Origin of the sequence: Pseudomonas sp. JV245A (genome assembly GCF_032424515.1) — a bacterium.
Classification (GTDB): Bacteria; Pseudomonadota; Gammaproteobacteria; order Pseudomonadales; family Pseudomonadaceae; genus Aquipseudomonas; species Aquipseudomonas protegens.
Genome location: NZ_VYKE01000011.1, coordinates 56,022 through 81,958, shown reverse-complemented (window position 1 = coordinate 81,958; position 25,937 = coordinate 56,022). Strand labels below are relative to the sequence as shown.

The window sequence follows — 25,937 nt, the reverse complement described above, 5'->3', positions numbered from 1 at the left end:
CAGAAACTGCCGACGCGCCTCGGGGGTCTGGCTGGCATCGAGCAACTGCACATAGAGATCGGCCGCGCGCCCCGGCTGTTCGCTGGCCTGGTACCACTTGGCGGCTTCAGGCAGCCACTGCTCGCGCCGTGTCGGGTCGCGCCGCGCCAGCTCGGCATAGGCATCCGCCGCCAGCCCCGGGGCCTGGGCGCTCAGGGCCAAAGTGGCCAGGCGCTCCAGTTGCGGCGATGGCAGCGGCTTGTAGTCAAAGGCCTTGAAACGTTCGGCCAGGGCCTGCAGGGCCGCGCTGTCGGTGCTGTTGTTCAGCGCCAGGGCATCGAGCTGCAAGCGGTAGTAGGCCTTGAGCGCCGGATCGGGCCGCTGCCACTGGGCCAGGTGTTTTTCCGCCTTGGGGTAGTCCCCCAGCTGAATCAGCAGGTCGAGCAGCTGGGTGCGCAGCTCATTGTTTTCCGGGTGTGCGGCCAGCAGCACCTCGGCGTAGCTGGCCGACACTTCGTCCGGCTGCCCGCCCTTGGGGCGGAACGCCTCTTCATTGCGAAAGGTTGCCCACAGCAGCACGCCGACGGCGATCGCCACCAGCAGCAAGGCCCAGGGGTTGAGCAGCCGCGCGCTGGGCGCCTTGGCCTTAGTTGCAGAGGAGTTGGGCATCACTCACCTGCTTCATGGGAAGTTGGAAATGCCACAGGCCCTGTTCGGACTTGCCGGCGTAGCGTTGGCCCTGGACCTCGACCCGACAGGCGCTGGCCGAACGCACCGAGAATTCCAGGTTGAACTGGCCGGCAAAGGAGAAGCTCACCTGCCGGTCATTGACATAGCGCCAGTCGCGCAGGGGAATATTGGCCAGCTCCAGGGCCGGGCGCGGATCGCGCTCGGGGCGCAGGGCCAACAGCGCATGATCGCTGCTCAAGGCTACATAGCGCCCCTGGGGCAAGTCGCGCACCCCGGCCACCCCCACCGAGCGGCCGAGGTCCGGCCAACCCAGCGCCGGGTCCAGGCGCAAGGTACGCAGGCCGTCCATGCCGCGTACCTGCCAGTCGCCATTGGCGGTCCGCGCCAGGCTTGCCTGGTACAGGCCGTGGACCCGGTCCAGGTAGTCACTCATCCACAATGACAGCGGCTGCTGGCCACGCATGAACTGGTAGATGTCGGTCATGGCCTTGATCGACGCCTGCTTGGTGCCCGAATAGAAGTGGTAGTACAGGTGGATGCCGCGCAGGCGCCGTGGGCTGTCGGTCAGCTCGAAGGTGTCGATCACATCGCGAAAGCCGTAGTACGGGCCTTTCCAGAGGTTGGTGTACATGTTCTCGTTGATCACCGGAGCGTAGTACTGCAAGCCGCCCGAGGTCGGCCGCAACAGCGGGTACAGGCCGGTGAGCGATGAGTTGGCCTTGGTCAGGATGGTCTGCCCGCCGTTGACGTTTTTCAGCCCGGCGTCGTAGGCCAGCTTGATGGTCTCGGCGCTGGGCAGCGCATCCCCCGGCCAGAAGACCAGCTTCACCGGTTTCTGCGCGGTGGTCAGGCGGCTGTTGATGTAGTCCCGCGAGCCGAGGATCTCGCGCTTGTAATCCAGGGTCTTGTACCCCGGGATATTCAGGCGCAGGCCGTATTCGGCGTGGAAATCCTCGTCCTTCTTGGCCTTCTCCGGCTGCATGTAGAACGGGTGGCTGTAGGTGTGGGTGGCCACTTCGACCTTGGGGTCGGCGAAGATCTCCTGGGCGATGGGCTCAAGCTCCCGCGCCAGGAACGGCGACATGCCCTTGGGCCCGACTTCGCCTTCGATGATCGAGACCGAGGTCAGGAACGGGTTGGGACGAATGTAGTCGTCCAGCACCTGGCGCCCGGAATACGGGGTGCCACGCACTTCGGCATGGGACGGGAAACCGTCACCGTCGATATGCACCGTGGCGATCCGCCGACCGTTCTCGGTGGTGGTGTCCGGGCGTGGCTGGGACGGCAGGCGCAGGGCCTTCTGGATAAAGGCGAACGGGTCGAGGATCCAGCGGCTACGCTCCACATTGGCCTCCACCACATAGGGGGCCAGGGCCATGCCGCCCCAGGCGGCGGTGGCCACCGGGACGTACTTGCCGCCCTTGTCATCGCCCAGCACCAGGGCTGGTTTCGGCCCGTCGGGCAGCAGGCTCACGCGGGTCAGTTCACGGCTGCGCGCCACCACCGGGGCCTCGAAGGCGCCGATCAGGCTCTTGTCCTGGCTCAGCACATGCAGGGCATCGCGAGCCCCCGGCGCCGCCAGGTTCAGCCCCAGGCGCTTGAGCAGCGCCCGGTCCTCGATCGGCAGGCCGGCCATGATCGCCAGGGGCACCTGCTCATCCAGGCGCTGGCCGACCCAGCTATAGAAGGCACGGCTGTCCTCGGGCGGGCCGCTGGTCATCCACAGCACCACCCCGGCGTAAAGGCCGGCGAAGCTGTAGGCAGGCAGGCTGTCGTCCACCGGGAAGTAGTCCACCCGGTAACCCAGGTATTCCAGCAGGCCACCGAGCATGCGGTGCCCGGCGTGATCGTAGAGTTCCCCTTCGCGCGGGTCATAGAGCATGGCGATGCGCCGCGGCTGGACTTCCACGGTGCTCATGCTCAGGGCGTTGAGGTCCGGGGTGGTGACCACCGGTATAAAGCCTTCCTGGCTCAATTGCCGGACCAGCTTGCGTGCCTCTTCCCGACGGTTGGCCGGCAGGTAATCGATGGCCACCAGCGGGATGTTGCGTGCGCGCAGCGGCTTGAGTTCGCCTTCAAGCCAGGTGCGGTCGGCTTCGGAAACCGGGCGGTAACGCTTGGCCGAGGCATCCCAGCCGGCGTGGATGGATTCCACCGCCACGGCCGAGGCGACGCCATCGAGCTCGCCCAGTACCTCGAAGCCCCGGTTGAAGAACAGCTTGAGGTTGGGCAGCCGGCTGTGCAGTTCCCGCAGGAACGAGGCCAGGGCCTTGCGTTGCGGTTCGCGATCGGCCTCGGGGAGCAACTGGAAACTGTCCAGGGTGTCCAGGAACAGGCCGGCGTAGCCCTGGTCCTGCAGCGCCTTGGCACGCTTGAACAGGTGTTCGCGCCAGGCCGGGGTGGCGATGTCCATCACCTGGCTGTCCCAGGCCTTGTTGCGCACGGGGCTCGCGCCCTGGGCCAGGGCCTGCTTGGCCAGGGCAGCGCGGTTGCCGTCGAACTCCCCTACCGACAGGTAGGCGAACGGCTGGCTGCCGAGCTTGCGCAAGGTGGCGACATCGGCGCTGGCCATATGGCCGGGCTCGACCACTGCCCATTCGAACTGCGCCAGCTCCTGCAAGGGTGGCTGCTCGGCGTACCAGAACCCGACACTGGCGGGCGCCGCGGGTGCGGCCTGCACCAGGGTGTTGGTGGCACACAAGGCCAATGCGGTAAACAGGCGTCGAACCACTTTGCAGACATGCCCCCTGCGAAACTCGATATCCATAACTCACTCTTCAGTAGATCAATCTGCACAACATCAGGCTCTAGGGCAGCCGCCATGGCGGGCGCCCCTAAGGCAACGAACTAAAGGCTGCGGTAAAGCCGTTCCAGGCCCTCGGCCAGGCTGCTGGGCGTGCCCAGGTCGAAGCGCTCGCGCAAGCGGCGGTTGTCGGCCTTGGAATGGCGGATATCCCCGGAGCGGGTCGCGCCGTGGCTCACCTGCAGCGGCTTGCCGCTGATCTGCTGCAGGGCGCCAATCAGATCGTTGAGGGTGGTCACCCCGCCGAGCCCGACATTGGTGGCATCGGCTGCCGGCGCGGGGCATTCCAGGCCCTGCACCAGGATCTTCACCAGGTCCGCGACATAGACGAAGTCGCGGGTCTGCCCGCCATCGCCGAACAGGGTGATGGGCCGCCCGGCCTTGGCCCGCTCGCTGAAAATGCTGATCACCCCGGAATACGGCGATGAAGGGTCCTGGCGCGGGCCGAAGATATTGAAAAAGCGCAGGATCACCGGTTCCAGCCCATGCTGGCGGCGGTAGAAGTCCAGGTAGTACTCGCTGGCGAGCTTGTCCGCCGCGTAGGGCGTGAGGGGAGATTTAGGGGTGTCTTCGGCAATCGGCGTGCCCTCGCCGTTATTGCCATAGACCGCCGCACTGGAGGCGAACACCACGCGGCGGATACCGGCCGCGGTCATCGCCTCGCAGAGGCGCAGGGTGGCGATGAAATTGCTCTGGTGGGTGGCCACCGGGTCTTCGACCGAAGCCTGGACCGACGCCACAGCAGCCAGATGCACCACGGCATCGCAGCCCTGAACGGCATCCGCCAGGAGTGCCGCATCGGCGGCATCCCCCACCAGCAGTTCCAGGCCAGCATCGCCCATGGGCAGATTGCCGACCTTGCCCGTGGAAAGGTCATCCAGAACCCGCACCGCATAACCCTTGGCCAGCAGTGCATCCACGAGGTGAGAACCGATAAAACCAGCACCCCCAGTAACCAGTATCCGTTCGGCAGACATAGATCATTCCAAAGAGAAATATCGCGGCTACGCCGTCTGAAGCTAGCACAGCCAACGGATCAGCCCTGGCTACTTGCCATCCTGGCCGTCATGTTTTTAGTGGCTGCTCTGCGCCATAGGCTGTTTCGCCTATTTTCGGAGCAGAGTTCAGCGCTTTGGCGTCAAAAAAAACTCAAGATAATCAATCGCTCAGCGCCGACATACTGGGTCAGAAAAGCAAAATCGTCAATAATGCGTCGATATTTGTCGATTATTTAAGCGCCAGGAAAAATAGGTCAATATATTGACTTGCCTGGCATAAAGCGCTGAAACCGCCGCCGTAGATGGCCACATGCCATTGACGCAAGGGCTCGGCAGTGCTCATATGCGCGCCAGTTTCAGGTGTCCCATGCCGCCGTGCATGGGGTTAAACGGGAAGCCGGTGCGTCATTTCGATGATCAGTCCGGCGCTGCCCCCGCAACGGTAAGCGAGCGAAGCATTCGACAGACCACTGTGCCAAGGCATGGGAAGGTGAATGCCTCATGACCCTCGCAAGCCCGGAGACCGGCCTGCAACTTCGTTTGACAACCCCGCGGTGGGCGGGCGCAGTCCGGTTTTCGTGGGCGCGGCTGCCCGCGATTCCCTATGCGTTGTTCCCTCCGGGATTCATTCCTTACAAGTAGTAGGAATCGCATGTCCCGCACCTCCTTGCTGCAACACCTGGCGAGCCCCTCGCTGTGTTTCACCCTCCTGCCCTGCATGGCCTACCCGGCCCTGGCCTTGGCTGAACAGAAAACCTCCCTGGTCTTACCCGAGACCCAAGTGAGCGGAGTCTCCAGCGCCCCGCAAACCTCTCTGGACACGCCCCTGCCCGCCGGCTCGCGGCTGAACCTCACGGCCCTGGAGACTCCGGCCAGCACCAGCAGCCTGGGCAACGACGCCATCAGCAACCGCAACAACCTCACGGTGCAGGATGCCGTCACCCGCTCCCCCGGCATCACCAGCATCGCCACCCCGGGCAACGGCAATACCGCACTGTCGGCCCGCGGCTTTACCGGGCACTCCTCGGTGATGACCCTGTTCGACGGCGCGCGCCTGTACACCGGCGCCGGCAGCCAGACCTTCCCGGTGGACCCGTGGATGGTCGAGCGCATCGACGTGATCCGCGGCCCGGCCTCGGTGCTGTACGGGGAAGGCGCCACCGGCGCGGTGATCAACGTGATTGCCAAGAAGCCCTTCGACGGTGAGATCCACAACCGCCTGCGCCTGGGCTATGGCTCCCATGATCGCCAGCAACTGGGCCTGGACAGCGGCGGCTCGCTGACCGACACCCTGAGCTACCGCCTGACCCTGAACCAGCAGCAGAGCAATGGCTGGGTCGACCAGGGCCAGTCACGCAGCCTGGCACTCAGCGCGGCGCTACGCTGGCAAGCCACCGACGACCTCGGTTTCACCCTGGCCCATGAACGCGGTGAAAGCGAACCCGCCAGCTATTTCGGCACGCCGCTGATTGCCGGCCAATACCGCGACAGCCTGCGGGACAAGAACTACAACCTGCGCAACGCCGTGCAGCGCTACAACGACGAATGGACCCGGCTCAACACCGACTGGACCCTGAGCGACAACCTCAGCGCCAGCAACCAGCTCTACTACATCAAGAGCCGCCGCCACTGGCGCAACGCCGAAGCCTACAACTGGGTCAGCTCCCGGGAGCAGTTGCTGCGCGGCGACTACCTGGAGATCAAGCACGATCAGGAGCAGATCGGCGATCGCCAGAGCTTCACCTTCAACCACTCGCTGTTCGGCCTGGACAGCAGGACCGTGATCGGCCTGGAGTACAACAGGATTCGCTTCGGCGTGGCCAACAACTCGCCCTACAAGGATATCGGTAGCGACTATATCGATCCGTGGAACCCGGCACCGGGCTACTTCCAGAGCCGCTCGCCCTTCTCGCCCCAGACCGACAGCAGCACCCGCACTTTCGCCCTGTTTGCGGAAAACCGCCTGCAACTGTCGGAGCGCTGGTCGCTGGTGACCGGCATCCGCCGCGACCAGAACCATATCGATCGCAGTGATCTGCGCGCCGGCACCCGCACCGATCGCAGCCTCACCGGCGGCAACTGGCGCGCCGGCCTGGTGTTCGCGGTCACCGATCAACTGTCGCTGTACGGCCAGTACTCCACCAGTGAAGACGGGGTCAGCAACCTGATCAGCCTCAACCCGAGCCAGTTGCAGATGGACCTGACCGAAGCCAAGCAGACCGAGTTCGGGCTCAAGCAGCAGTTCTGGAACGGCCGTGGCGAATGGACCCTGGCGGCCTACCACATCGTCAAGAAAAAGCTCTTGACCACCGATCCGGTGACCCGCCTGGCGCAGCAGGTCGGCCAGCAATCCGCCGACGGCCTGGAAACCTCGCTGGAGCTGGCCCTGGATCACGGCTGGCAAGTCTCGGCCAACGCCTCGGTGGTGCGTGCCGAGTACGATGACTTCGATGAGGTGGTCTCTGGCAAAGCGGTGTCCCGGGCCGGCAATCGCCCCACCAACGTGCCGCGACGCACCGCCAACCTGTGGCTGAACAAGGCCCTGGCCCCGAGCCTGGAAGCCGGCATGGGCCTGCGCTACGTCGATGCGCGTTATGCCAACACCGCCAATAGCGTCGATGTACCCGGCTACACGGTGCTGGATGCCAACCTCGGCTGGCAGGCCCTGCCCGATGTGCGCCTGGGCCTGCAGGTGAACAACCTGCTGGACCGGCGTTATGCCGCGGCGCAACAGAACAGCGGCCAGCAATGGCTGATGGGTGAACCGCGCTCGTTGTTCGTCACCGCCGACTACAGCTTCTGATCGAGGGGTTGCCGCAAGGCCCTGGGCTTTGCGGCGCCATTTAAGGCGTGCAGTGAGTTCGCCAGCCACTGGCCCGGGCCAGCGTCGGACAGCGACCAATCGGCACTTGCACCCACGCAGTCGATGGATATCCTGAGCGCCTTCGTCCCTGCACTGCCCGCGAGAGCCCCATGCCCTGCCTGAATGCCCGAGATGTCTGCCAGCGCCTGCGCGATGCCGCCCTTGGCGTTTACCCCCTACGGCCCGGCGCCAGCCATTCGGGCGCTGGCCAGGTGCAGGTGGATATCGAGGGTTGGCAGTTGCTGCTGGATTTCGATGGCCGGCATCTGCATCACTGCCAGAGCTGCCGCAGCGCCGAAGGCGATGTCTGGCAGCTCGATACGCGGCAACGCTTCGGCACCGACCCGGTGAGCCTGCTCAGTACCTGGGAGCTGGCGCAGATCGAGAAGTTACTGAAAGAGGCGGTTTAACACGGCTGGCTACAGGCATTCCTGGGCCGCGCGTTCGAAGCTCGACGGGGCGAAGCTGGAGGCCAGCAAGTGCCGCTCGTAGAGGAACACCTTGCCGCCATTGGGCGCCTTGTAGGCTTCCAGTACGTTGTCTGCAGCCACCTTGCTGGCAACGACAATGCGAAAACCGCGCTGGGTCTGGGAAACCGTCGGGCTCTGGGCGTTGCCTTGCAGCTTGGGCACCACGCACTCGGCATATTCGGCCGGGGTTTTCCGGGTCTGCATGACCAGGGTCGGGTCGTTGGGCGCGGTGGCGCAACCGGCCAGCAGCAAGGTGGCCAGGGTCATGGCGGGAGCAAATAGAGGGCGCATCGGTAAGTCCTGAAAATGTACAGCCTGGTTCGGTGCGCAACGGTTCAGCGTCACGGGCGCTGCCGTTGCGGTCATGGTTGTGGGTCGGGGGCGATTGTCCATGGTTGGCGCCCAAAGCAGAACTTGCGTTGCTTGATTGTCACTATTACTTGAACCGATAGTTGCCCCCCGGGCAGACTGCCTGGCAGCCCGACTACAACTAAAAAAAGGATTTCCCCATGCGCACCTTTGACTTGATTCGCGACGCCGTTCTCCCGGAATTCCGTGAGCGGGTGGCGGACTACCTGGTGGAGTACGAACAGGTGCTGGGTGACAGCAGCGCCGACCCGCAAAGCCTGCGGATCGCCGCCTATCAATTGCGTGGCTACCTGCGTGGCCTGAACACCACCCGGGTCCTGGGCATGGCCGACTGGGAAGAGCTGGACCGGCGGGTGCTGGCGACATGGCTCAACCACTCGCAATGACGTAAAGACACTCAAGGATGACATCGGCGAATACAGCCATTACCGAGTCGCTCCAGGCGTTATCGGCCCCCTGCCATTTCTACTTCAATTTGGAGCCTCGTCTTTATGAGTAGTGGATTTGTTTACATCATGATCAACCCGGCCATGCCTGGATTAGTCAAAATCGGATTAACCGAGAGAACGTCTGATGACCGGGCCAAAGATCTACGAAGTACGGGGTTGCCGACTGATTTCATTACCGTTTACGACGAGCTTGTGACTGACTGCAAAACTGTTGAAAAACGGATGCACGCGCGTTTTGACTCTTTTCGCTATCAACCGAATCGCGAGTTTTTTGAAATTCCAGTCAGGCAAGCGATACGTGGATTAATGGAGGAATCCGTCGGATATCTCGTGCCTCGGATCGGGACAAATTGTGGTGTGGAAATACTCCCTGACTTGAAGAAGAAGTACCCGGACTACCTGAAGCCGGACTTCCACTCGATTAAACTTACTCATAGCGACGGTGTTGTTTATCTGGAGTCGGTGCGTTATCGCCATTCCGGTTTGAAGGACGAAATCATTGAGCGAAGAGACCTGAGCTTCATCGACGGCTCGACAAGCGAAATGTTCCCGGCCTCGAGAAGTCCAATGGACAATGCTCGCCTCTTTGTGCATCAACTCGATGAGTACTCAATGATTCATTGCACAGACCTGTTCACTCATGAAGCCTGCATGGACATAGCGCAAAGGCATGAGTCTTAAATTGAACTGTCGCCTGACTGATCTTTCCGACCAACCGTAGCGAGTGCGACCGCTGCGCCCTTACACAAATCAAGAGACCCCCATGGCCAACCAAGACCTGAGCTTCACCCCCGACCCGGACGCCGATTCCATCTCCTCCGACGTGGTCGGTTTCAACGGCATCCTGGTCTCCACCCAGATCCCCACCCGCGCCGACGGCAGCCTGGAACTGGGGGACATCACCCTGCAGAGCGAATGCACGCTGCAGGCGCTGAAAGTGGCCCTGGAGCGCGCCGGCAGTTCCATGGACCGGGTCATGCACCTGACCATCTACCTCACCGACATGGCCGATCGTGCGGCATTCAATGCGGTCTACCAGCGTTTCTTCGCCAAGCCCTGGCCGGTACGTGCCGCGGTTGGCGTGGCCGCCCTGGCGGTGGAAGGCATGCGCGTGGAAGTCACGGCAATGGCCGCAAAGGCCTGAGGCAGCGCTTCAATCGGCGGCTACGCGCAAGGCGTGGCCGCCACCTGGCAGCGCACGGGTGCCGGGCAAGCGTTTCGCCGCTACAATGCGCGCCTTGACCCTGATAAGCCTGACTAAAAAAACATGTCCTTGCCCAAACATCACCTGGAACTGCTCAGCCCTGCCCGCGATGTGAGCATCGCCCGCGAAGCCATCCTGCATGGCGCCGATGCGGTGTACATCGGCGGCCCGAGCTTCGGCGCCCGCCACAACGCCAGCAACGAGGTGGGCGAGATCGCCCAGTTGGTGGAGTTCGCCCGCCGCTATCACGCCCGGGTGTTCACCACCCTCAACACCATCCTCCACGACAACGAGCTGGAACCGGCGCGCAAGCTGATCCACCAGCTGTATGACGCGGGGGTCGATGCGCTGATCGTCCAGGACCTGGGGGTGATGGAGCTGGATATCCCGCCCATCGAGCTGCACGCCAGCACCCAGACCGACATCCGCACCCTGGAGCGGGCGAAGTTCCTCGACCAGGCCGGTTTCTCCCAGCTGGTCCTGGCCCGCGAGCTGAACCTCAAGGAAATCAGTGCCATCGCCGCTGAAACCGATGCTGCCATCGAGTTCTTCATTCACGGCGCTTTGTGCGTGGCCTTCTCCGGCCAATGCAACATTTCCCACGCCCAGACCGGCCGCAGCGCCAACCGTGGCGACTGCTCCCAGGCCTGCCGCCTGCCCTACACCCTCAAGGACGAGCACGGCGGCGTGATCGCCTATGAAAAGCACCTGCTGTCGATGAAGGACAACAACCAGAGCGCCAACATCCGCGCCCTGGTGGAAGCCGGCGTGCGCTCGTTCAAGATCGAGGGGCGCTACAAGGACATGGCCTATGTGAAGAACATCACGGCCTACTACCGCCAGCGCCTGGACGCGGTTCTGGAAGATCGCCCCGACCTGGCTCGCGCCTCCAGCGGCCGTACCGCGCATTTCTTCGTGCCCGACCCGGACAAGACGTTCCACCGCGGCAGCACCGACTACTTTGTCAGCGAGCGCAAGATCGACATCGGCGCCTTCGACTCGCCGACTTTCACCGGGCTGCCGGTAGGCACCGTGGAAAAGGTCGGCAAGCGCGACCTGCAGGTGGTGACCTTCGAGCCGTTGTCCAATGGCGATGGCCTGAACCTGCTGGTCAAGCGTGAGGTGGTGGGTTTCCGCGCCAACATCGCCGAGGCCCGTGGCGAGTTCGAAGAAGATGGCGAGAAACGCTACCGCTATCGGGTCGAACCCAACGAGATGCCCGAAGCCCTGAGTCGTCTGCGGCCCAACCACCCGCTGAGCCGCAACCTCGACCACAACTGGCAGCAAGCCTTGACCCGCACTTCCGCCGAGCGGCGCATCGGCCTGTCCTGGCTGGCCCGCCTGAGCGAAGCACGGCTGGAACTGACCGCCACCAGCGAGGAAGGCATCAGCGCCAGCGTCGCCCTGGATGGCCCGTTCGGCGTGGCCAACAAGCCGGAACAGGCCCTGGGGCAACTGCAGGATCTGCTGGGCCAGCTGGGCACCACCCATTACCACGCCACCAGCATCAAGCTGGACGCGCCCCAGGCTTACTTCATCCCCAACTCCCAGCTCAAGGCCCTGCGCCGGGAGGTCATCGAAGCCCTGGACGTCGCACGCATCGCTGCCCACCCACGGGGCTCGCGCAAGGCCGAAAGCAGCCCGCCGCCGGTCTACCCGGAATCGCACCTGTCATTCCTGGCCAACGTCTACAACCAGAAGGCCCGGGATTTCTACCACCGTCACGGGGTGCAACTGATCGACGCGGCCTTCGAGGCCCATGAAGAGCACGGCGACGTGCCGGTGATGATCACCAAGCACTGCCTGCGCTTCTCCTTCAACCTGTGCCCCAAGCAGGCCAAGGGCGTGACTGGCGTGCGCACCAAGGTGGCACCGATGCAACTGGTACACGGCGATGAAGTGCTGACCCTGAAATTCGACTGCAAGCCGTGCGAAATGCATGTGGTGGGCAAGATCAAGGGTCATATCCTCGACCTGCCGCTACCGGGCAGCGCCGCCGAGGCCGTGGTCGGCCATATCAGCCCCGAAGACCTGCTCAAGACCATTCCCCGCGCTCCGCACTGAGTGACCGGCGAGCGTGGCACCCAGGTGCCGCGTTCGCTTGCGCGGCACACCGGCCAGCTGGCGCCCATAGGCCGGTAGCGTTGTGTCCCGCAGCGCAGGCAGCGAGCCTGCGCCCTCAGGAGCCCGGATTGGTCACCTGGATATACACCGCCCAAATCCCCAGCAGCAGCCAGAACGCCGCGAACAACCAGGGCGAACGCATGGAAAACAGCAACGACTTGCGATAGCCCTTGTGGCTCGACTCGCTTTCGCAGAACAGCGGCGATTCATCATAGGCCAGGCCCATCACCGGTTCGCTGTGCAGCAGGTGGCTCTGCTTGAAATGCCAATGATCGATGATCTCGTAGGCGGCCCTGATGCCTGGCCAGGCATTGAGAGAGCTGAGGATCCCCAGCAACGCCAGGAAAGGCGGCACGGACAGAGTAAACAGCTTGCCCCATTCCGGATTGAGGTTGGCCATGCACGAAGCGAAGGCGATTACCAGGAATGCCTGGGCCGTCAGGTAGGCATCGGTGCGGTTGGCCAGGATGCTGGTTTCGTATTGGATCTCCCGGCGATAGAAGTCCAGCCGTTCCTTGGGCGAGCCGAACATCTTGGCGTTGTGCTCGGTCAGCTCGGCTTCGTCCACATGGGATGTAAGAATTCTTGGCATGTCGTGATCAACCCTTGCGCGGGTTTGCTCCCCCGTTTTCAGCTTCTGCCGCGCTCGGCCGGCGCGTCCCGGTTCAGGGCCTTGGGGCCGACCATCAGCCATAGCAACAGCCCCAACAGCGGCACGAAGATGATCACCACGATCCACAGCCCCTTGTTTTCTGCCCGCGCACCGCTGCGCAGCAGGCTTCTGATGGCCCAGATCTCGGCCAGCAGCACGATCACGGCCAGTACGATCAACAGGTATTGCACTTGCATAAGATTCCTCCCGGTCTGTACTGCCTTAGTGCGGTGCAGGCGACGAGGGTTCACAAAGATTGCCGTGGGCGTTCATGGCGCAGGAAAGATCAGCGTCCTGTGACATCCGGATTGAATTTAACCGCTGTGGCAGCGGTCTATAACGCGCCTCTTCATCGGCAAACAGGTATAGTTGCCGGCTTTATCGGCCTGGCTAACGCCGAAGTTTCGGGCCCCCTGGCCCCGTCAAGACATAGTGGATGTCGCGTGTTCGCAAGATTGCTTTTCATCGCATTGCTCCTGACCCTGTCAGCCTGCAGCTCCAGCCCTTCCAACTCCGGCCCCCTCAAGGCCGGCGAGTACCGGGTCAAGCGCGGCGACACGCTGTATTCCATTGCCAGCCGCAACGGCACCAACTGGAAGGAGGTGGCGCGGCTCAACGGCCTCAAGGCGCCTTATACCGTGGAGGTCGGCCAGGTGCTGCGGGTAGGCGGCGCGGCCAGGACCACCCGGGTGGTCAGCAGCAAGTCGCGAACCACCGCCAGCAAGGGCCGAACAGCGCCCCCGGCACCTGCCCCCATGCCCAAGGTCACCCTCAAGGGCTGGAGCTGGCCGTTGCGCGGAGTGCTGATCGGGCGCTTCTCCCCCACCGGCAAGCTCAACCAGGGCATCCGCATCGCCACCACCCAGGGCCAGCCGATCCACGCCACCCTGGGCGGCAAGGTGGCGTTCGCCGGCTACATGCGCGGTTACGGCAACCTGATGATTCTCCAGCACGGCCCCTCCTACACCAGCACCTACGCCTACAACAGCCGGCTGCTGGTCAAGGAAGGGCAGATGGTGATCAAGGGCCAGAAGATCGCCGAAGCCGGTTCCCAGGACACCGACCGCGCCCAGCTTTACTTCGAGATCCGCGCCAACGGCGTGCCGGTGGATCCGCTGCGCTTGCTGCCGCCGGGCTGAGCGGGCGGCTCACCGCGCTGCACGTCTGCCCTCCTGCCTGGCCCCTGCGCCGTCCCCCCCCATTGGACGCAGCAAGATGAACTCTGGGGTTTCAAGCATGGTAGTGATCGGCTCAATCGCTATCATTTGCTTCAGGATTTGAGCGACGCCGGTACTGCCGGCGCCACTCGATTCACAAAGCCCGAGAGCCCCTGCAACCCCCTTGAGTGACTGCCTGCGCGACAACGTGCCTGTCACTGCGCTGTAGGGCGCCGGTGCTCTCTTCGCCCCTTCCAACAACCTCAACTGCCATGCCCCCACAGTCATTGGCCTGGATAAGTCATGTCCGCGAATCCGCACGCCTGCAATAAAGCTCCATCGCGGCTGCTCCTGCTGTTTCTGGCGCTGTCATTGATGGTGTCCCTGATCAACAGCAGCGTGCCGACGCCGCTCTACCCCTTCTACAAGCAGCAACTGCAATTGAGCTCGGTGCAGTTGACGCTGATCTTCGGCGTCTATGGCGTCGGCGTACTGCTATCGCTGCTGACCCTGGGCGGGCTTGCCGGCCGCCTGCAAGATCTGCGCAAGTTGCTGGTGCCCGCGGCAGCCCTGGTGTTCTGCGGTGCCTGGTTGTTTTCCCGGGGCGAGGCGCCCTGGCAACTGGGTGCCGGGCGCCTGATTGCCGGTATCGGCTCGGGAGCCATGACCGCCGGAGTCAACGTCGCCTTGGTGCGCTTCGGCCCCGCCGACCACGGCAAGCTGGCGGCGCTGCTGGCCACCCTGGCGATGGTCATGGGCCTGGCTCTGGGCCCGTTGCTCAGCGGTGCCGCCCTGCAACTGGACCTCTACCCCATGGCACTGCCCTTCTGGCTGATCATGGGCCTGACCCTCGTCGCCACCTGCGGCGTACTGGGCGGCTGGCCCACATCGGTACAGGTCGCCAACGCCACACCGGATGCTATGCAGGCCAAGGCCCCGGGATTGCTGCAAAGCCTCAAGGGCATTGGCATGCCCTTCCATCTTTGCGCCTGGTCGGTGTTCTTCAGTTGGTCGTTTGCCGCCTGCGTGTTCGTCATCGGCCCCGGGGCCGCCGAGCAGCTACTGGGCCTGGGTGATCGCGGGGTATTCGGCTACAGCATTTCGGCTTACCTGCTGATCGCCGGGGCCAGCCAGTTGTTCTGCCAGCGCCTGGACGCCCGGCGTGCCCTTCTGAGCGGTCTGCTGAGCCAATGCCTGGCCTTCGCGGTGTTGCTACTGGCCTTTTTCCAGGCGTCGCTGCTGCTGGCGGTGCCGGCCCTGATCATCGGCGGCTATGCCTATGGCGCGATATTCGTCGGCAGCGCGCGGCTGATCAATCAGCTGGCCAAGGGCAAGGGCCACGGCAAGCTCATCGCCTACTTCTACATGACGGTCTACCTGTTCAACGCCGTCCCCGTACCCCTGGGGCTGCTGGTGGACGCAACGGGCATGGCCCCGGCCGTGCACGGTGCCCTGATGCTGTTTCTGCTTCTGGGGACCGGTCTGTTGCTGATGGCGTACCGAATCAGGTTTTCCCCAGCAAGGCTTTAACACCGACGCACAAGCCCATCGTCCGTCGCCCCCTGTCATTCACTTATCAGTAGTCAGGATCATGAATAGAAAACTCAAATTCTCCGCTGGCGCTGCCGTAGCGCTGGCAATGCTCGCGGTCGCCTGCAAGGTGCTGTATGCCCCCGCTCCCTCAGGTTCGGACGCCGGCAATAGCTCGCGCCCGGCCACCAAAGTGGCCGTTGCCCAGGTAATGCTCGGCAATGTGCCCAACGTATTGAGCGGTATCGGCGAGCTGGAAGCCACCCGGCAAGTCATGGTCAGCGCCGAGACCAGCGGCCTGATCAGCGCCATCGCCTTCGCCCCCGGAGACCGGGTGCGCGCCGGCCAGGTGCTGGTGCAATTGAACGCCGAGCCGCAACTGGGCGAACTGGCGCGGCTCCAGGCCCAGGCCAGCAATGCCCAGGCACAATTGCAGCGTACCCGCACGCTGCTGCCGCAACAGGCCGCCACCCAGGAGCAGTTGGACCAGGCTCACTGGGCCTATCAGCAGGTGCTGGGGGACATCCGCCGGGTCAAAGCCCTGATCGAGCAAAAGCGCATAAAGGCGCCGTTCGACGGCGTACTCGGCGTGCGCAAGGTCAACCTCGGCCAATACCTGAAAGCCGGTGAACCTGTGGTGTCCCTGACCGACGCACGCACCCTGTACGCCAACATCACCCTGCCCGAGCGCTCCCTGGCCGCACTGGCCACAGGGCAGGACATGGCCGTGGCGGTAGACGCCTATCCCCAGCGCTCGTTCAAGGGCCGGGTCGGCACCCTGGAGCCGCGCATCGATCCTGGCACCCGGACCGTACTCGTGCAGGCCGTAGTGGCCAACCCCGACCACCTGCTGACCCCGGGCATGTATGTCCATGGCCAGGTGGCACTGCCGCCGGGCCCGCCGCGCATGAGTATCCCGGAAACAGCCGTCAGCTACAGCGCCTACGGCGACTTTGTCTACGTGGTGCAAGGCACTGATGACAGCGCCCTCAGCGTGCGCCAGGCGTACGTCAAGACCGGCGAGCGCCTGGATGGCCGCGTCGTCCTGCAAGAAGGCGTCCAGCCGGGAGACCGGGTAGTGACCTCGGGCCAGTTGCGCCTGCAGAACGGCGCCCCCGTGCAGATAGCCAACCAGGACAGCCTGGCCCTCGATGCCCCGGCTACCGCCGCCCGGGCCCAGTGAAACACCAAGGATCCCATCATGACCTTCACTGATTTATTCGTCCGGCGCCCGGTACTGGCGCTGGTGGTCAGCACCCTGATTCTGCTGATGGGGTGGCTGGCCATCGACAAGCTGCCGATCCGCCAGTACCCGCTGACCGAAAGCTCGACCCTGACCATCACCACCCAGTATCCCGGCGCCTCGCCGCAATTGATGCAGGGCTTTGTCACCCAGGCCATCGCCCAGTCGGTGGCCACGGTGGAGGACGTCGACTACATGACCTCCACCTCGACCCAAGGCCGCAGCGTGATCGCAGTGCGCATGAAGCTCAATGCCGACTCGAACAAGGCCATGACCCAGGTGATGGCCAAGGTCAACGAGGTCAAGTACCGGCTGCCCGCCGAGGCCTACGACCCGGTGATCGTGAAGTCCTCCGGGGAAGCCACGGCCGTGGCCTATGTCGGCTTTTCCAGCCCGACCCTGTCCACCGCGGCGCTGTCCGACTACGTGACCCGGGTGGTGCAGCCACAGCTGTCGTCCATCGAGGGTGTGGGCAGCATCGACTTAAACGGCGGGCAGAAAATGGCCATGCGCATCTGGCTCGACGCCAGCCGCCTGGCCGCCCACGGTGTGTCCGCCGGCGAGGTGGCCCGGGCCCTGCGCGACAACAACGTGCAGGCCGCGCCGGGCCAGGCCAAGGGGCTGTATGTGGTGTCCGACATCCAGGTCGATACCGACCTGGTGAACGTCGCCGAGTTTCGCCAGTTGGTGGTCAAGAGCACCCCTGCCGGCCTGGTGCGCCTGGAAGACGTTGCCACGGTGGAACTGGGCGCGGCCGCGACGGATACCAGTGCCCTCATGGATGGGGTCAATGCGGTGTACTTCGGTTTGAATGCCGCCCCCAATGCCAACCCTTTGGTGATAGTCGACAAGCTCAACGAGCTGCTGCCGGGGATCCGCGCCAACCTGCCACCGGACGTGAAGGTAGCGGTGCCCTTCGAGCTGGCCCGCTTCATCAGCGCCTCCATCGATGAAGTCTCCGGTACCCTGATCGAAGCGATAGTGATCGTGGTGCTGGTCATCTTCCTCAGCCTGGGTTCGGTGCGGGCGGTGCTCATCCCGGTCATCACCATCCCGCTGTCGATGCTCGGCGCCGCGGCCTTCATGGCGCTATTTGGCTTCAGTATCAACTTGCTGACCCTGCTGGCCATGGTTCTGGCCATCGGCCTGGTGGTCGATGACGCGATCATCGTGGTGGAGAACGTCCACCGGCATATCGAAGAAGGCAAGTCCCCGGCCCTCGCCGCCCTGATCGGCGCCCGGGAGGTCGCCGCGCCGGTGATCGCCATGACCCTGACCCTGGCCGCGGTCTATGCGCCCATCGGCCTGATGGGCGGCCTTACCGGGTCGCTGTTCAAGGAGTTCGCCTTCACCCTCGCCGGTTCCGTGGTGGTCTCCGGGATCATCGCCTTGACGCTGTCCCCGGTCATGAGCTCGTTCCTGCTCGATAGCCAGATGAACGAAGGCTGGATGGCGCGCCAGGCCGAACGCGGCTTCGCACGCCTGGGGGCGGCCTATGGCCGGGTGCTGAGCATGTCCCTGGAACATCGCCGGGTGATCTGCGTCATTGCCCTGCTGGTCCTGGTCAGCGTGCCGTTGCTGTACAACCAGGCCCGGCGCGAACTGGCACCGGTGGAAGACCAGTCCACGGTGCTGACGGCCATCAAGTCGCCGCAGAACGCCAACATCGACTATGTAGAGAAATTCGGCGAGAAGTGGAACCAGGTGATGGTGACCCTGCCCGAGCAGAGCAACCTGTGGCTGATCAACGGCATCAACGGTGTCTCCAACAGTATTGGCGGGGTCAACTTCGTCGACTGGGAGCAACGCCAGCGCAACGCCGACCAGATCCAGGTGGACATGCAGAGTCGCGCCAATGACATCGAGGGCAGCAATGTCTTCGCCTTCCAGTTGCCCTCGCTGCCCGGCTCCACCGGCGGCCTGCCGGTGCAGATGGTAATCAAGAGTGCCGGCGACTACCGGCTGGTCTACGAGGCCATGCAGGAGCTGAAGGACGCCGCGCGCAAAAGCGGCCTGTTCATGGTGGTGGACAGCGACCTGGACTACAACAACTCGGTGATCAGGATCCGCATCGACCGGGCCAAGGCCAACAGCCTCGGGGTCACCATGAAGGACATCGGCGACACCCTGGCGGTGCTGGTGGGCGAAAACTACGTCAACCGCTTCGGCATGCAGGGCCGCTCCTACGATGTAATCCCCCAGAGCCTGCGCAATGAGCGCCTGTCTCCCGAGGCCCTGGCGCGTTTCTACGTCACCAGCGCCAGCGGCGGCCAGGTTCCGCTGGGCAATCTGGTAACCCTGTCCACCGGGGTGGAACCCAACCAGTTGACTCAGTTCGACCAGCTCAACTCGGCGGTCTTCCAGGCGATTCCCGCACCGGGAGTGGCCATGGGCGATGCCGTGGGCTTCCTCGAACAGCAGGCACGCAACCTGCCGCCGGGTTTCACCTATGACTGGCTCTCGGACGCCCGCCAGTATCAGCAGGAAGGGGGGGCGCTGATCATGGCCTTCGTGTTCGCGATCATCGTCATCTACCTGGTATTGGCAGCCCAATACGAAAGCCTGCGGGACCCGCTGATCATCCTGATCAGTGTTCCGCTGTCGATCTTCGGCGCCCTGATTCCCCTGGCGCTGGGGCTGTCCACCATCAACATCTACACCCAGATCGGGCTGGTCACCTTGGTGGGCCTGATCAGCAAGCATGGGATCCTCATGGTGGAGTTCGCCAATGAGCTGCAGGTCAAGGAAGGCCTGGACCGCCATGAGGCGATAGTGAAGTCGGCGAAGATGCGCCTGCGGCCGATCCTGATGACCACCGCGGCCATGGTCGCCGGGCTGGTCCCCCTGCTGTTCGCCAGCGGTGCTGGCGCCCACAGCCGCCATGACCTGGGGCTGGTGATTGTGGTGGGCATGCTGGTGGGCACGCTGTTCACCCTGCTGGTGCTGCCCACCATGTACTCGATCATTGCCGTGGACCATCGCAGCGCGGCTAACACTCCCCGGGCGCGCGAACTGGCATCCCTGGATGCCGCAGCCCCCGCCATGGCCCCTCGGGTCTAAGGAGCAACTCATGCGTCACTTTGCAATCAACCCGCGGCAGCCCCTGTACTGGCTGCTGCTGTCACTGGGGCTGGGTGGCTGCACCCTGGGCCCCGATTATCAGCCACAGGTTGCGACGCCGCTGCACCTGTCCCAGCAACCGGACCCGGCGCTGTACTCCAGCGAGCAATTGCAGCGCGACTGGTGGCGGCAATTCCAGGACCCGCAACTGGACCAGTTGATGGACCAGGCCCTGAGTCGCAACCGGGACATTCACCAGGCCCAGGCCCGGTTGCTGGAAGCACGCGCCGAGCTGGACCAGCGCCAGCTCGACCGCTTGCCGACCGTGACCGCCGGCGGTGGTTATTCCCGCAGCCTGGCCCAGGACAATCCAGGGCCCGCCGGCGAACGCAACCTGGCCAAGAGCTACCGGGCGGGGTTTGACGCCCAATGGGAGATAGACCTGTTCGGCCGCTTGCAGCGCCTGTCCCAAGCTGCGGCCGCCCGTGATCAAGCCGCCGTGGCCGATCTGGCCCAGGCGCGGATAGTGGTAGCGGCCGAAGTAGCGCGCAATTACTTCGAGATGCGCGGTGCGCAACGCCAGCTGGAGGTGGCCCGGGCAGCCCTGGATAACCAGACGCACATGGTGCAGGTGGTGGCCGCCATGGTCGCAGCCGGGCGTGGCGCCGAAGACGAGTTGGCCAGTGCACGGGCCGAGCGGGCACGCCAGCAGGCCTCCCTGGCGCCCCTGTACACCCGCAGCCAACTGGCCCGCTATCGCCTGGCGGTGCTGGTGGCCGCCCAGCCCGGCGAGCTGAAAGCCCTGGATCGTCAGGCTGCCCTGGTACCGCTTGCGACCCGCCTGCCGATCGGCAACCTCGCCGATCTGCTGCGTCAGCGCCCGGACATCGCCAGTGCCGAGCGCGACTTTGCCGCCTCCAGCGCCGACATCGGTGCGGTGACCGCCGAGTTGTATCCCCGGGTGGACCTGGGGGGCTTCCTCGGCTTCGTGGCCATCCGCGGCGCGGACCTGGGCGCCGGCAGCAGCCGGGCCTTCAGCTTCACCCCCGGCATCAGCTGGCCGGCCCTGCACCTGGCTAGTGTCAAGGCCCGGCAACGCCAGGCCGAGGCGCGCAGCCAAGGTGCCCAGGCTCGTTACGAGCAGGTGGTGCTGCTGGCGGTGGCGGAAGCCGAGAGCGCCCTGACCACCTACAGCCAGTCCCAGCAACGCCTGGGGGATCTGCTGGAAGCCGCCCGGCAAAGTAGCCGGGCCGCCACCCTGGCCCAGGTGCGCTACACAGCAGGTGCGGCGCCCTACCTGCTGGCGCTGCAGGCCCAGGCCAGCCGACTGCAGGCCGAGGATGCCCTGGCCCAGGCGGATACCGCGTCCTATGTGAATGTGGTCGCGCTGTACAAGGCGCTGGGGGGCGGCTGGCGAGCGCCAGGGACAACCAGCGCCGCCGCTGTTGCCACTCGGGACTAGCTACCGCTCTTGACCTTGCTCCAGACCCGGGTACGCACCCGCTCCAGTTTCAACGGCAGCGGTTCCAGGGGGAACAGAGTGTCGAGCACCGCAGCGCTCGGGTAGACGCTGGGGTTGTCACGGATCTGCTGCTCCACCAGCGCCTTGGCCGCCAGGTTGCCATTGGGGTACTTCAGGTAGCGGGTGGTCGCGGCGATCACCTGGGGGCGCAGCATGTAGTCGATGAACTGCAAGCCCTGCTGCGGGTTGGGGGCGTCGTTGAGCAACACCAGGCTCTCCACCCAGATCGGGGCACCCTCGCGGGGAATCCGGTACTCGATCTGGCGGCCGTTGCCGGCGGCCTCCGATGCGCTCTTGGCGTCAAGCACACCGCCGGCCCAACCCACTACCACGCAGATATTGCCATTGGCCAGGTCGGTGATGAACTTCGAGGAATCGAAGTAGCGCACATAGGGGCGCAGCTTCAGCAGCAGGGCCTCGGCCTTGCGGTAGTCCTCGGGGTTCTGGCTGTTGTAGGGCAACCCCAGGTAATGCAGGGCAATGGGGACGATCTCGCCTGGGGCATCGAGCATGGCCACACCGCACTGGCTGAGCCGGGCGAGGTTCTGCTCCTTGAAGATCAGGTCCCAGGAATCCACCGGGGCGTCCGGCCCGAGGATCGCCCGGACCTTGTCTGCGTCGTAGCCAATGCCCGTGGTGCCCCACAGGTAGGGTACGGCATAGCGATTGCCCGGGTCGTTGCCCTGCACCTTGGCCAGGATCTGCGGGTCCAGGTTGGGCCAGTTGGGCAACTGGCTGCGGTCCAGTTCCTTGAGCACCCCTGCCTTGATCAGGTTCGGCAGCAGGTCGCCGGTGGCCACTACCACGTCGTAGCCGCTGCGGCCGGCCATGAGCTTGCTCTGCATCACGTCACCGTTGTCGAACACGTCGTAGGTCACGGCGACGGAGGTCTGTGCCTGGAAGTCCTTGGTGGTCTCGGGGGCAATGAAGTCGTACCAGTTGTAGATGTGCACCTTGGGTTCGGCGCTGGCGGTAAAGGCCAGGCAGAAATTCAAGGCCAGGGCCAGGGGAACGCAGTGAAGGGTTTTCATCGTCAAGCTCCATAGCGTCGGCCCCTGCTCCATGGGGAAGGTGGCCGCGCCTGCTGTTTTTGGGATTGTTGTGGCAGGAATCAGAGCAATGGGCAGGAATCAGGGAATCAGCAGCTCGCGGCGCCCGTCCGGGTGCTCCACCTGTTCACCGGGTAGGGGCAGACGGCGGTCGCTGAGGTAGTGGTAGTCGCGGCGCGAGGCCTTGAGCTGGTGCAGGTCGAGGCTCACGCGCTGCTGGCACGCCTCGCGCCCGGCTTCCCACTGCACCTGCCCGAACGGGTCGATGGCAGCGCTGCCCCCGGCGAAGACCAGGCCGTCATCGCCCTCGCCCACCCGGTTGACCATGACCGCGAACAGCTGATTTTCCTGGGCTCGAGCCATGATCGCAGTGCGGTGCACCGGGCCGTAGGGGTCCATGTTGCCGTTGGTGACGATGATCAGTTCGGCCCCCAGTTGTGCCAGGGCCCGGGCCGTTTCCGGCAACTCGATGTCGTAGCAGATCAGGATGCCGACCCGCAGCCCCTTCCACTGCACCGTGGTGAAACGGTCGCCGGGGCAGAACGCACCGCGCTCCGAGGGCCATAGGTGGGTCTTGCGGTAATGCAAGGCGATGCCCTCGGGGGTCAGCAGCAGTGAGCTGTTGTAGTAATGCTCCCCGGCCCGCTCGGCCAGGCCGATGACCACCGCGACCTGACGCTCACGGACCTGCTGCAGCACCGCCTGGACACTGGGCCCGTCCAGGGTTTCAGCGCACTCGGCCAACTGTACGGCGCTGAGGAAGCCGGTCAGGCAAGTTTCGGGGAACACCAGCAGATCGGTGTCGCCAGCGCAGGTTGCAATGGCTTCGAGCACCCGGTCCAGGTTATAAGCGGTGTCGCCGTCACGGCCGGCCAGTTGTACCAGTTCAATGTTCATTTCTAATCCTTGCACTCGTTGGCGACGCCCGGGGCTTGCGACCGCAGGTGCCGGGGACGGGCCGAGTATGGAGCGCCGCGACGCGGCAAAAAATCACTTCGATGGGGTACCCCTCAATGGGTAGTGAAACGCGCCTGACCTTGCAGGACGTGGCCTGGCACGACGCCGTGGGCCGCGTTATCGAGACCCTGGACCGGGACAATTTCTGGAGCGCCCTGGTGCGCCTGCTGCAGCACTATGTGCCGGTGGACAATTGGGTGGTGCTGGTCTTCAGCGGCGGCCGGCCCCGGTTACTGGCCGAATCCCCGGCAACGGACGGCGAAGCCGACTCCCTGTTCCAGGACTATCTCAAGGGGCTGTACCTGCTGGATCCGTTCTACATCCACGCCAGGGAACATCCGCGCAGTGGCCTGTTTCGCCTGCAGGACGTGGCCCCGGAATGCTTCGAGCAGACCGATTACTACCAGCGCTATTTCTGCCTGAACGTGCTGACCGACGAGGTGCACATCAATATCCTGCTGGACGGCGAGCGTACCCTCAGCCTGTCGCTCGGCAGCCAATCGCGTTTCAGCCCTGAGCAGACTGCCCTGCTGAGCCTGGTGCAACCCTGGATCGCGGCGCTGATGCGCCAGCGCCTGCATTTCGAGTCCGAGCCCCAAGCCACGACGCCCAGCGCGCCCAACTGGCAGAGCCGCCTGGAACAGGCCACTGCCCAGTTGAGTTCGCCCCTTTCGGCGCGGGAGTTGGATGTGGGCCAGTGGTTGCTCAGTGGCTGCTCGAACAAGGAGATTGCGCGCAAGCTGGGGATTTCCGCCGAGACGGTCAAGGTTCACCGCAAGCACATGTACAGCAAGCTGGGGATCAAGTCCCAGTCCGAGCTGTTTGCCCTGTTCCTCCAGGCCCAGGACGCCTGATGCCAGGCCGTGGGGGCGCAGCGGCCAGCGCCCCGCCCCCGCAGTTTCAGGCATTAGAAGCGCAGGTAGTTACCTCGCCCCGGCGCCTGGTAGGCCATTTCCGAGAGCCCGGTCCAGACGTAGCTCGGAGCTGTCCACTGGACCTGTGCGTAGCCGTAGGAGCCATGGCCATAGGCCGAAAGCACGGCAGGAGCCGGCTTGAGCGCCACGCTGGAGACCGGAGTCGCCGCTGCGCCGGACTGGCGTGGAGGCTCGGCATGACCGCCCCCCAGTACCCCTTGATTGCGCTGGCTGCCGACCCAGTTGGTGAGCCTGCCGCGACTGGTGATGGTGCCGCTGGCAGTGTTGTCCAGGCGGCTGCCCAGGAGCGTCAGGGAGGCGCCACTGTGAATCACCTTGTCGTTGAACAGCGTGCTGCTGTTGAGGGTCATGGACTGCTCGCTGCGCAGGGTGCCGTGATTCTCCAGGGCGCCGTAGGCAGTCAGCGAAGCGCCGCTGTGGATCAGATTGTCGTTGAATACCTTGCTGGCGTTGAGAGTCATCGCCTGCCCGCTGCGCAGGGTGCCATGGTTTTCCAGGGCGCCTTGCAGCGACAGGCTGCCGTGCGCCACGAGCGCCCCCTGTCGACCCTGAAGCGTATCGCCGTTGACCGAGACCCGGGCACCCGAAACCTGGCCCTGGTTGTCCAGGCCGCCGGTGATCGACAGTGCCTGCCCGGCTTCCAGGGCCCCACCAGCGGCCACCTGCACCTTGCCATCAGCGGTGACAGTGAGGTTGCCGGTCAGGGCCTTGACCTGCCCCGCCACATTGACCCCGACACCGGCGGATCGGCCCAGCATGCGGATCGAGTCCGCGTGCATGCTGCCCAGGCGTGCCACATCGATGGCGACCTCGGGAACAACCGTCTCAGCCACCACCTCTGGCACTGAAACGCCAGCCACCGGCACTGGCGGGCCGGAAACCACCTGGGTGTTGCCCTTGCCGAACTGGCTGCTGTTGAAGGGTTTGTCGGCAAAGTCGGAACCCGATTGCACCTGGCCATTGATGATGATCTGGTTGCCGGTAAAGCCCTGCTCCTTACCGTTGATGATCACCCCCACCGCGGACTGTCCAGCGCTGCCGGAGCTGGCCAGGGACAAGGTGTTGCTGGCACTCACATCGCCCTTGAGTGCGGACAGGTTGAGCTTCTGCGCCTGCAGCGCCGCATTCAACTGAATGGTACGGGCTACCAGGTCCACTTCATTGGCCCCGGAACCATCCAGGCCCGCGCCGTCGATACGGATCTGGCCATTCTCGGTATGCAGGCGCGCAACTCCACCCTGCCCGTCCAGCACAGCGTTGCCGGCCACCAGGGTCACTCGATTGGCATTGATGAACCCCGCGCCCTGGGTGGAAATGCCGTTGGGGTTGGCCACGATCACCCGCGCATTGGCACCGGCGACTTCAATCACGCCGTTGAGCTGGGAGGCCATTTTCCCGGTTACCTCGTTGAGAATAACGCTTGCCGACTGGCCATTGAGCAGGCTGTTGCCGGCTATGGCGCCGCCCAGGCTGGTCTGCACACCCGTGGTGCTGTTGTTGAGGATCAGCCCGGCCTGGCCGACGTTGAACTCGGTGAACTTGTTGTGGGACAGGCCCGCACCATTGGCAGCGACGATGTTCACCAGCGGCGTGCCGTTGCTGGTCGAGAGCACCGGTCGCAGCGCCGCGGACGGGTCCACCACCAGCCCGGGCTGGGCCAGGGCGCTCTGCTCCAGGAGCGGCAGTGCCAGCAGGATGGCCAGCGCCAGGCGCTGTGCCCCGAAAGCGGGCTGTGGCAGGTGCGGGGTAGATTTATTCTTGGTTTTCATATTGATCTCGGTGGTGTTGTTGGCATAAGGCGTGCGCTTGAATCGGCGGGCACGCGGGTAACAGGTTCGGCGGTGGTGGCACCTCCTGGTTCAGGGCTGGAAGACAGGCCGCTT

21 protein-coding genes and 1 riboswitch are annotated in these 25,937 nt (G+C 64.4%); of the genes, 12 read left to right on the top strand and 9 right to left on the bottom strand.

All coding sequences use genetic code 11. The features are described from left to right. The 3 genes from F6S12_RS05525 to F6S12_RS05515 all read right to left on the bottom strand — a co-directional run. On the bottom strand, positions 1 to 648 hold a 648-nt coding region (locus tag F6S12_RS05525; protein WP_315868779.1), incomplete at its 3' end, for a tetratricopeptide repeat protein. Further along, entirely contained in the window at positions 626 to 3,436 is a 2,811-nt protein-coding gene (locus tag F6S12_RS05520) for a bifunctional glycoside hydrolase 114/ polysaccharide deacetylase family protein (protein ID WP_015635589.1), read from the bottom strand. The genes F6S12_RS05520 and F6S12_RS05525, both read right to left, overlap by 23 nt. Positions 3,437 to 3,516: 80 nt before the next feature. Continuing rightward, positions 3,517 to 4,449, bottom strand: a complete 933-nt coding sequence (locus F6S12_RS05515) for an NAD-dependent epimerase/dehydratase family protein (RefSeq protein ID WP_011061259.1) — start codon at positions 4,447 to 4,449, stop codon at positions 3,517 to 3,519. 362 nt (positions 4,450 to 4,811) lie between these two features. Beyond that, positions 4,812 to 5,017: riboswitch (cobalamin riboswitch) on the top strand. Positions 5,018 to 5,122: 105 nt separating this feature from the next. Here F6S12_RS05515 and F6S12_RS05510 point away from each other — a divergent pair. Both F6S12_RS05510 and F6S12_RS05505 read left to right on the top strand, forming a co-directional pair. Further along, positions 5,123 to 7,273, top strand: a complete 2,151-nt coding sequence (locus tag F6S12_RS05510) for a TonB-dependent receptor (protein ID WP_123577829.1) — start codon at positions 5,123 to 5,125, stop codon at positions 7,271 to 7,273. 170 nt (positions 7,274 to 7,443) lie between these two features. Next, positions 7,444 to 7,743 (top strand): hypothetical protein, encoded by a 300-nt coding sequence (locus F6S12_RS05505; protein ID WP_015635587.1) that lies wholly within the window; start codon positions 7,444 to 7,446, stop codon positions 7,741 to 7,743. Positions 7,744 to 7,752: 9 nt separating this feature from the next. On the opposite strand, the gene F6S12_RS05500 is transcribed toward F6S12_RS05505, so the two are convergent. Next, positions 7,753 to 8,094, bottom strand: a complete 342-nt coding sequence (locus tag F6S12_RS05500; RefSeq protein ID WP_015635586.1) for a lipoprotein — start codon at positions 8,092 to 8,094, stop codon at positions 7,753 to 7,755. A 218-nt stretch (positions 8,095 to 8,312) separates the two neighbouring features. Here F6S12_RS05500 and F6S12_RS05495 point away from each other — a divergent pair, with 218 nt between their 5' ends. The 4 genes from F6S12_RS05495 to F6S12_RS05480 all read left to right on the top strand — a co-directional run bounded on the left by F6S12_RS05495 (position 8,313) and on the right by F6S12_RS05480 (position 11,889). Then, entirely contained in the window at positions 8,313 to 8,558 is a 246-nt protein-coding gene (locus tag F6S12_RS05495) for a hypothetical protein (RefSeq protein ID WP_152686213.1), read from the top strand. Between the two features lie 105 nt (positions 8,559 to 8,663). Next, complete coding sequence (locus F6S12_RS05490) at positions 8,664 to 9,302, top strand: GIY-YIG nuclease family protein (RefSeq protein ID WP_161466816.1); 639 nt, start codon at positions 8,664 to 8,666, stop codon at positions 9,300 to 9,302. 82 nt (positions 9,303 to 9,384) lie between these two features. Further along, positions 9,385 to 9,765, top strand: coding sequence for a RidA family protein (locus tag F6S12_RS05485; protein ID WP_015635583.1), 381 nt, complete (start codon positions 9,385 to 9,387; stop codon positions 9,763 to 9,765). A gap of 123 nt (positions 9,766 to 9,888) precedes the next feature. Continuing rightward, positions 9,889 to 11,889 (top strand): peptidase U32 family protein, encoded by a 2,001-nt coding sequence (locus F6S12_RS05480; protein WP_053151611.1) that lies wholly within the window; start codon positions 9,889 to 9,891, stop codon positions 11,887 to 11,889. A 115-nt stretch (positions 11,890 to 12,004) separates the two neighbouring features. Here the strand turns inward: F6S12_RS05480 and F6S12_RS05475 are convergent, their stop codons facing one another. Both F6S12_RS05475 and F6S12_RS05470 read right to left on the bottom strand, forming a co-directional pair. Beyond that, positions 12,005 to 12,541 (bottom strand): hypothetical protein, encoded by a 537-nt coding sequence (locus tag F6S12_RS05475; RefSeq protein WP_011061248.1) that lies wholly within the window; start codon positions 12,539 to 12,541, stop codon positions 12,005 to 12,007. A 38-nt stretch (positions 12,542 to 12,579) separates the two neighbouring features. Then, positions 12,580 to 12,798, bottom strand: a complete 219-nt coding sequence (locus tag F6S12_RS05470) for a PLDc N-terminal domain-containing protein (protein ID WP_015635581.1) — start codon at positions 12,796 to 12,798, stop codon at positions 12,580 to 12,582. A gap of 246 nt (positions 12,799 to 13,044) precedes the next feature. Between F6S12_RS05470 and F6S12_RS05465 the strand changes: the two genes are divergently transcribed. From F6S12_RS05465 to F6S12_RS05445, 5 genes are all read left to right on the top strand, one after another. Beyond that, positions 13,045 to 13,740: a peptidoglycan DD-metalloendopeptidase family protein gene (locus F6S12_RS05465; RefSeq protein ID WP_026020258.1), complete on the top strand. Its 696-nt coding sequence runs from the start codon at positions 13,045 to 13,047 to the stop codon at positions 13,738 to 13,740. Between the two features lie 321 nt (positions 13,741 to 14,061). After that, positions 14,062 to 15,288 (top strand): MFS transporter, encoded by a 1,227-nt coding sequence (locus tag F6S12_RS05460; RefSeq protein WP_065364040.1) that lies wholly within the window; start codon positions 14,062 to 14,064, stop codon positions 15,286 to 15,288. 61 nt (positions 15,289 to 15,349) lie between these two features. Continuing rightward, the gene (locus F6S12_RS05455; protein WP_315868778.1) at positions 15,350 to 16,471 is read left to right on the top strand and encodes an efflux RND transporter periplasmic adaptor subunit; all 1,122 of its coding nucleotides are present in this window, start codon (positions 15,350 to 15,352) and stop codon (positions 16,469 to 16,471) included. Between the two features lie 18 nt (positions 16,472 to 16,489). Then, positions 16,490 to 19,591, top strand: coding sequence for a MexW/MexI family multidrug efflux RND transporter permease subunit (locus F6S12_RS05450; RefSeq protein WP_123473371.1), 3,102 nt, complete (start codon positions 16,490 to 16,492; stop codon positions 19,589 to 19,591). Positions 19,592 to 19,601: 10 nt separating this feature from the next. Beyond that, complete coding sequence (locus F6S12_RS05445) at positions 19,602 to 21,053, top strand: efflux transporter outer membrane subunit (RefSeq protein WP_123430787.1); 1,452 nt, start codon at positions 19,602 to 19,604, stop codon at positions 21,051 to 21,053. Here the strand turns inward: F6S12_RS05445 and F6S12_RS05440 are convergent. After that, positions 21,050 to 22,144, bottom strand: a complete 1,095-nt coding sequence (locus tag F6S12_RS05440; RefSeq protein WP_077934109.1) for a polyamine ABC transporter substrate-binding protein — start codon at positions 22,142 to 22,144, stop codon at positions 21,050 to 21,052. The two genes, F6S12_RS05445 and F6S12_RS05440, sit on opposite strands and share 4 nt — an antisense overlap. Positions 22,145 to 22,243: 99 nt before the next feature. Next, on the bottom strand, positions 22,244 to 23,059 hold the full coding sequence (locus tag F6S12_RS05435) for a carbon-nitrogen hydrolase family protein (protein ID WP_123430788.1): 816 nt from the start codon (positions 23,057 to 23,059) through the stop codon (positions 22,244 to 22,246). Positions 23,060 to 23,175: 116 nt separating this feature from the next. Here F6S12_RS05435 and F6S12_RS05430 point away from each other — a divergent pair, with 116 nt between their 5' ends. Further along, positions 23,176 to 23,973, top strand: coding sequence for a LuxR C-terminal-related transcriptional regulator (locus F6S12_RS05430; protein ID WP_065364034.1), 798 nt, complete (start codon positions 23,176 to 23,178; stop codon positions 23,971 to 23,973). Positions 23,974 to 24,026: 53 nt separating this feature from the next. Here F6S12_RS05430 and F6S12_RS05425 read toward each other — a convergent pair whose 3' ends face one another. Beyond that, a complete protein-coding gene (locus tag F6S12_RS05425; protein WP_123430789.1) occupies positions 24,027 to 25,823 on the bottom strand; it encodes a filamentous hemagglutinin N-terminal domain-containing protein in 1,797 nt (598 codons plus the stop codon). Positions 25,824 to 25,937 lie beyond the last annotated feature (114 nt).

What these genes read in the sequence shown, in the direction of transcription:
- F6S12_RS05520 (WP_015635589.1), bottom strand. Translation starts at nt 3,436, where the DNA reads ATGGATATCGAGTTTCGCAGGGGGCATGTCTGCAAAGTGGTTCGACGC.
- F6S12_RS05515 (WP_011061259.1), bottom strand. Translation starts at nt 4,449, where the DNA reads ATGTCTGCCGAACGGATACTGGTTACTGGGGGTGCTGGTTTTATCGGT.
- F6S12_RS05510 (WP_123577829.1), top strand. Translation starts at nt 5,123, where the DNA reads ATGTCCCGCACCTCCTTGCTGCAACACCTGGCGAGCCCCTCGCTGTGT.
- F6S12_RS05505 (WP_015635587.1), top strand. Translation starts at nt 7,444, where the DNA reads ATGCCCTGCCTGAATGCCCGAGATGTCTGCCAGCGCCTGCGCGATGCC.
- F6S12_RS05500 (WP_015635586.1), bottom strand. Translation starts at nt 8,094, where the DNA reads ATGCGCCCTCTATTTGCTCCCGCCATGACCCTGGCCACCTTGCTGCTG.
- F6S12_RS05495 (WP_152686213.1), top strand. Translation starts at nt 8,313, where the DNA reads ATGCGCACCTTTGACTTGATTCGCGACGCCGTTCTCCCGGAATTCCGT.
- F6S12_RS05490 (WP_161466816.1), top strand. Translation starts at nt 8,664, where the DNA reads ATGAGTAGTGGATTTGTTTACATCATGATCAACCCGGCCATGCCTGGA.
- F6S12_RS05485 (WP_015635583.1), top strand. Translation starts at nt 9,385, where the DNA reads ATGGCCAACCAAGACCTGAGCTTCACCCCCGACCCGGACGCCGATTCC.
- F6S12_RS05480 (WP_053151611.1), top strand. Translation starts at nt 9,889, where the DNA reads ATGTCCTTGCCCAAACATCACCTGGAACTGCTCAGCCCTGCCCGCGAT.
- F6S12_RS05475 (WP_011061248.1), bottom strand. Translation starts at nt 12,541, where the DNA reads ATGCCAAGAATTCTTACATCCCATGTGGACGAAGCCGAGCTGACCGAG.
- F6S12_RS05470 (WP_015635581.1), bottom strand. Translation starts at nt 12,798, where the DNA reads ATGCAAGTGCAATACCTGTTGATCGTACTGGCCGTGATCGTGCTGCTG.
- F6S12_RS05460 (WP_065364040.1), top strand. Translation starts at nt 14,062, where the DNA reads ATGTCCGCGAATCCGCACGCCTGCAATAAAGCTCCATCGCGGCTGCTC.
- F6S12_RS05455 (WP_315868778.1), top strand. Translation starts at nt 15,350, where the DNA reads ATGAATAGAAAACTCAAATTCTCCGCTGGCGCTGCCGTAGCGCTGGCA.
- F6S12_RS05450 (WP_123473371.1), top strand. Translation starts at nt 16,490, where the DNA reads ATGACCTTCACTGATTTATTCGTCCGGCGCCCGGTACTGGCGCTGGTG.
- F6S12_RS05445 (WP_123430787.1), top strand. Translation starts at nt 19,602, where the DNA reads ATGCGTCACTTTGCAATCAACCCGCGGCAGCCCCTGTACTGGCTGCTG.
- F6S12_RS05440 (WP_077934109.1), bottom strand. Translation starts at nt 22,144, where the DNA reads ATGAAAACCCTTCACTGCGTTCCCCTGGCCCTGGCCTTGAATTTCTGC.
- F6S12_RS05435 (WP_123430788.1), bottom strand. Translation starts at nt 23,059, where the DNA reads ATGAACATTGAACTGGTACAACTGGCCGGCCGTGACGGCGACACCGCT.
- F6S12_RS05430 (WP_065364034.1), top strand. Translation starts at nt 23,176, where the DNA reads ATGGGTAGTGAAACGCGCCTGACCTTGCAGGACGTGGCCTGGCACGAC.
- F6S12_RS05425 (WP_123430789.1), bottom strand. Translation starts at nt 25,823, where the DNA reads ATGAAAACCAAGAATAAATCTACCCCGCACCTGCCACAGCCCGCTTTC.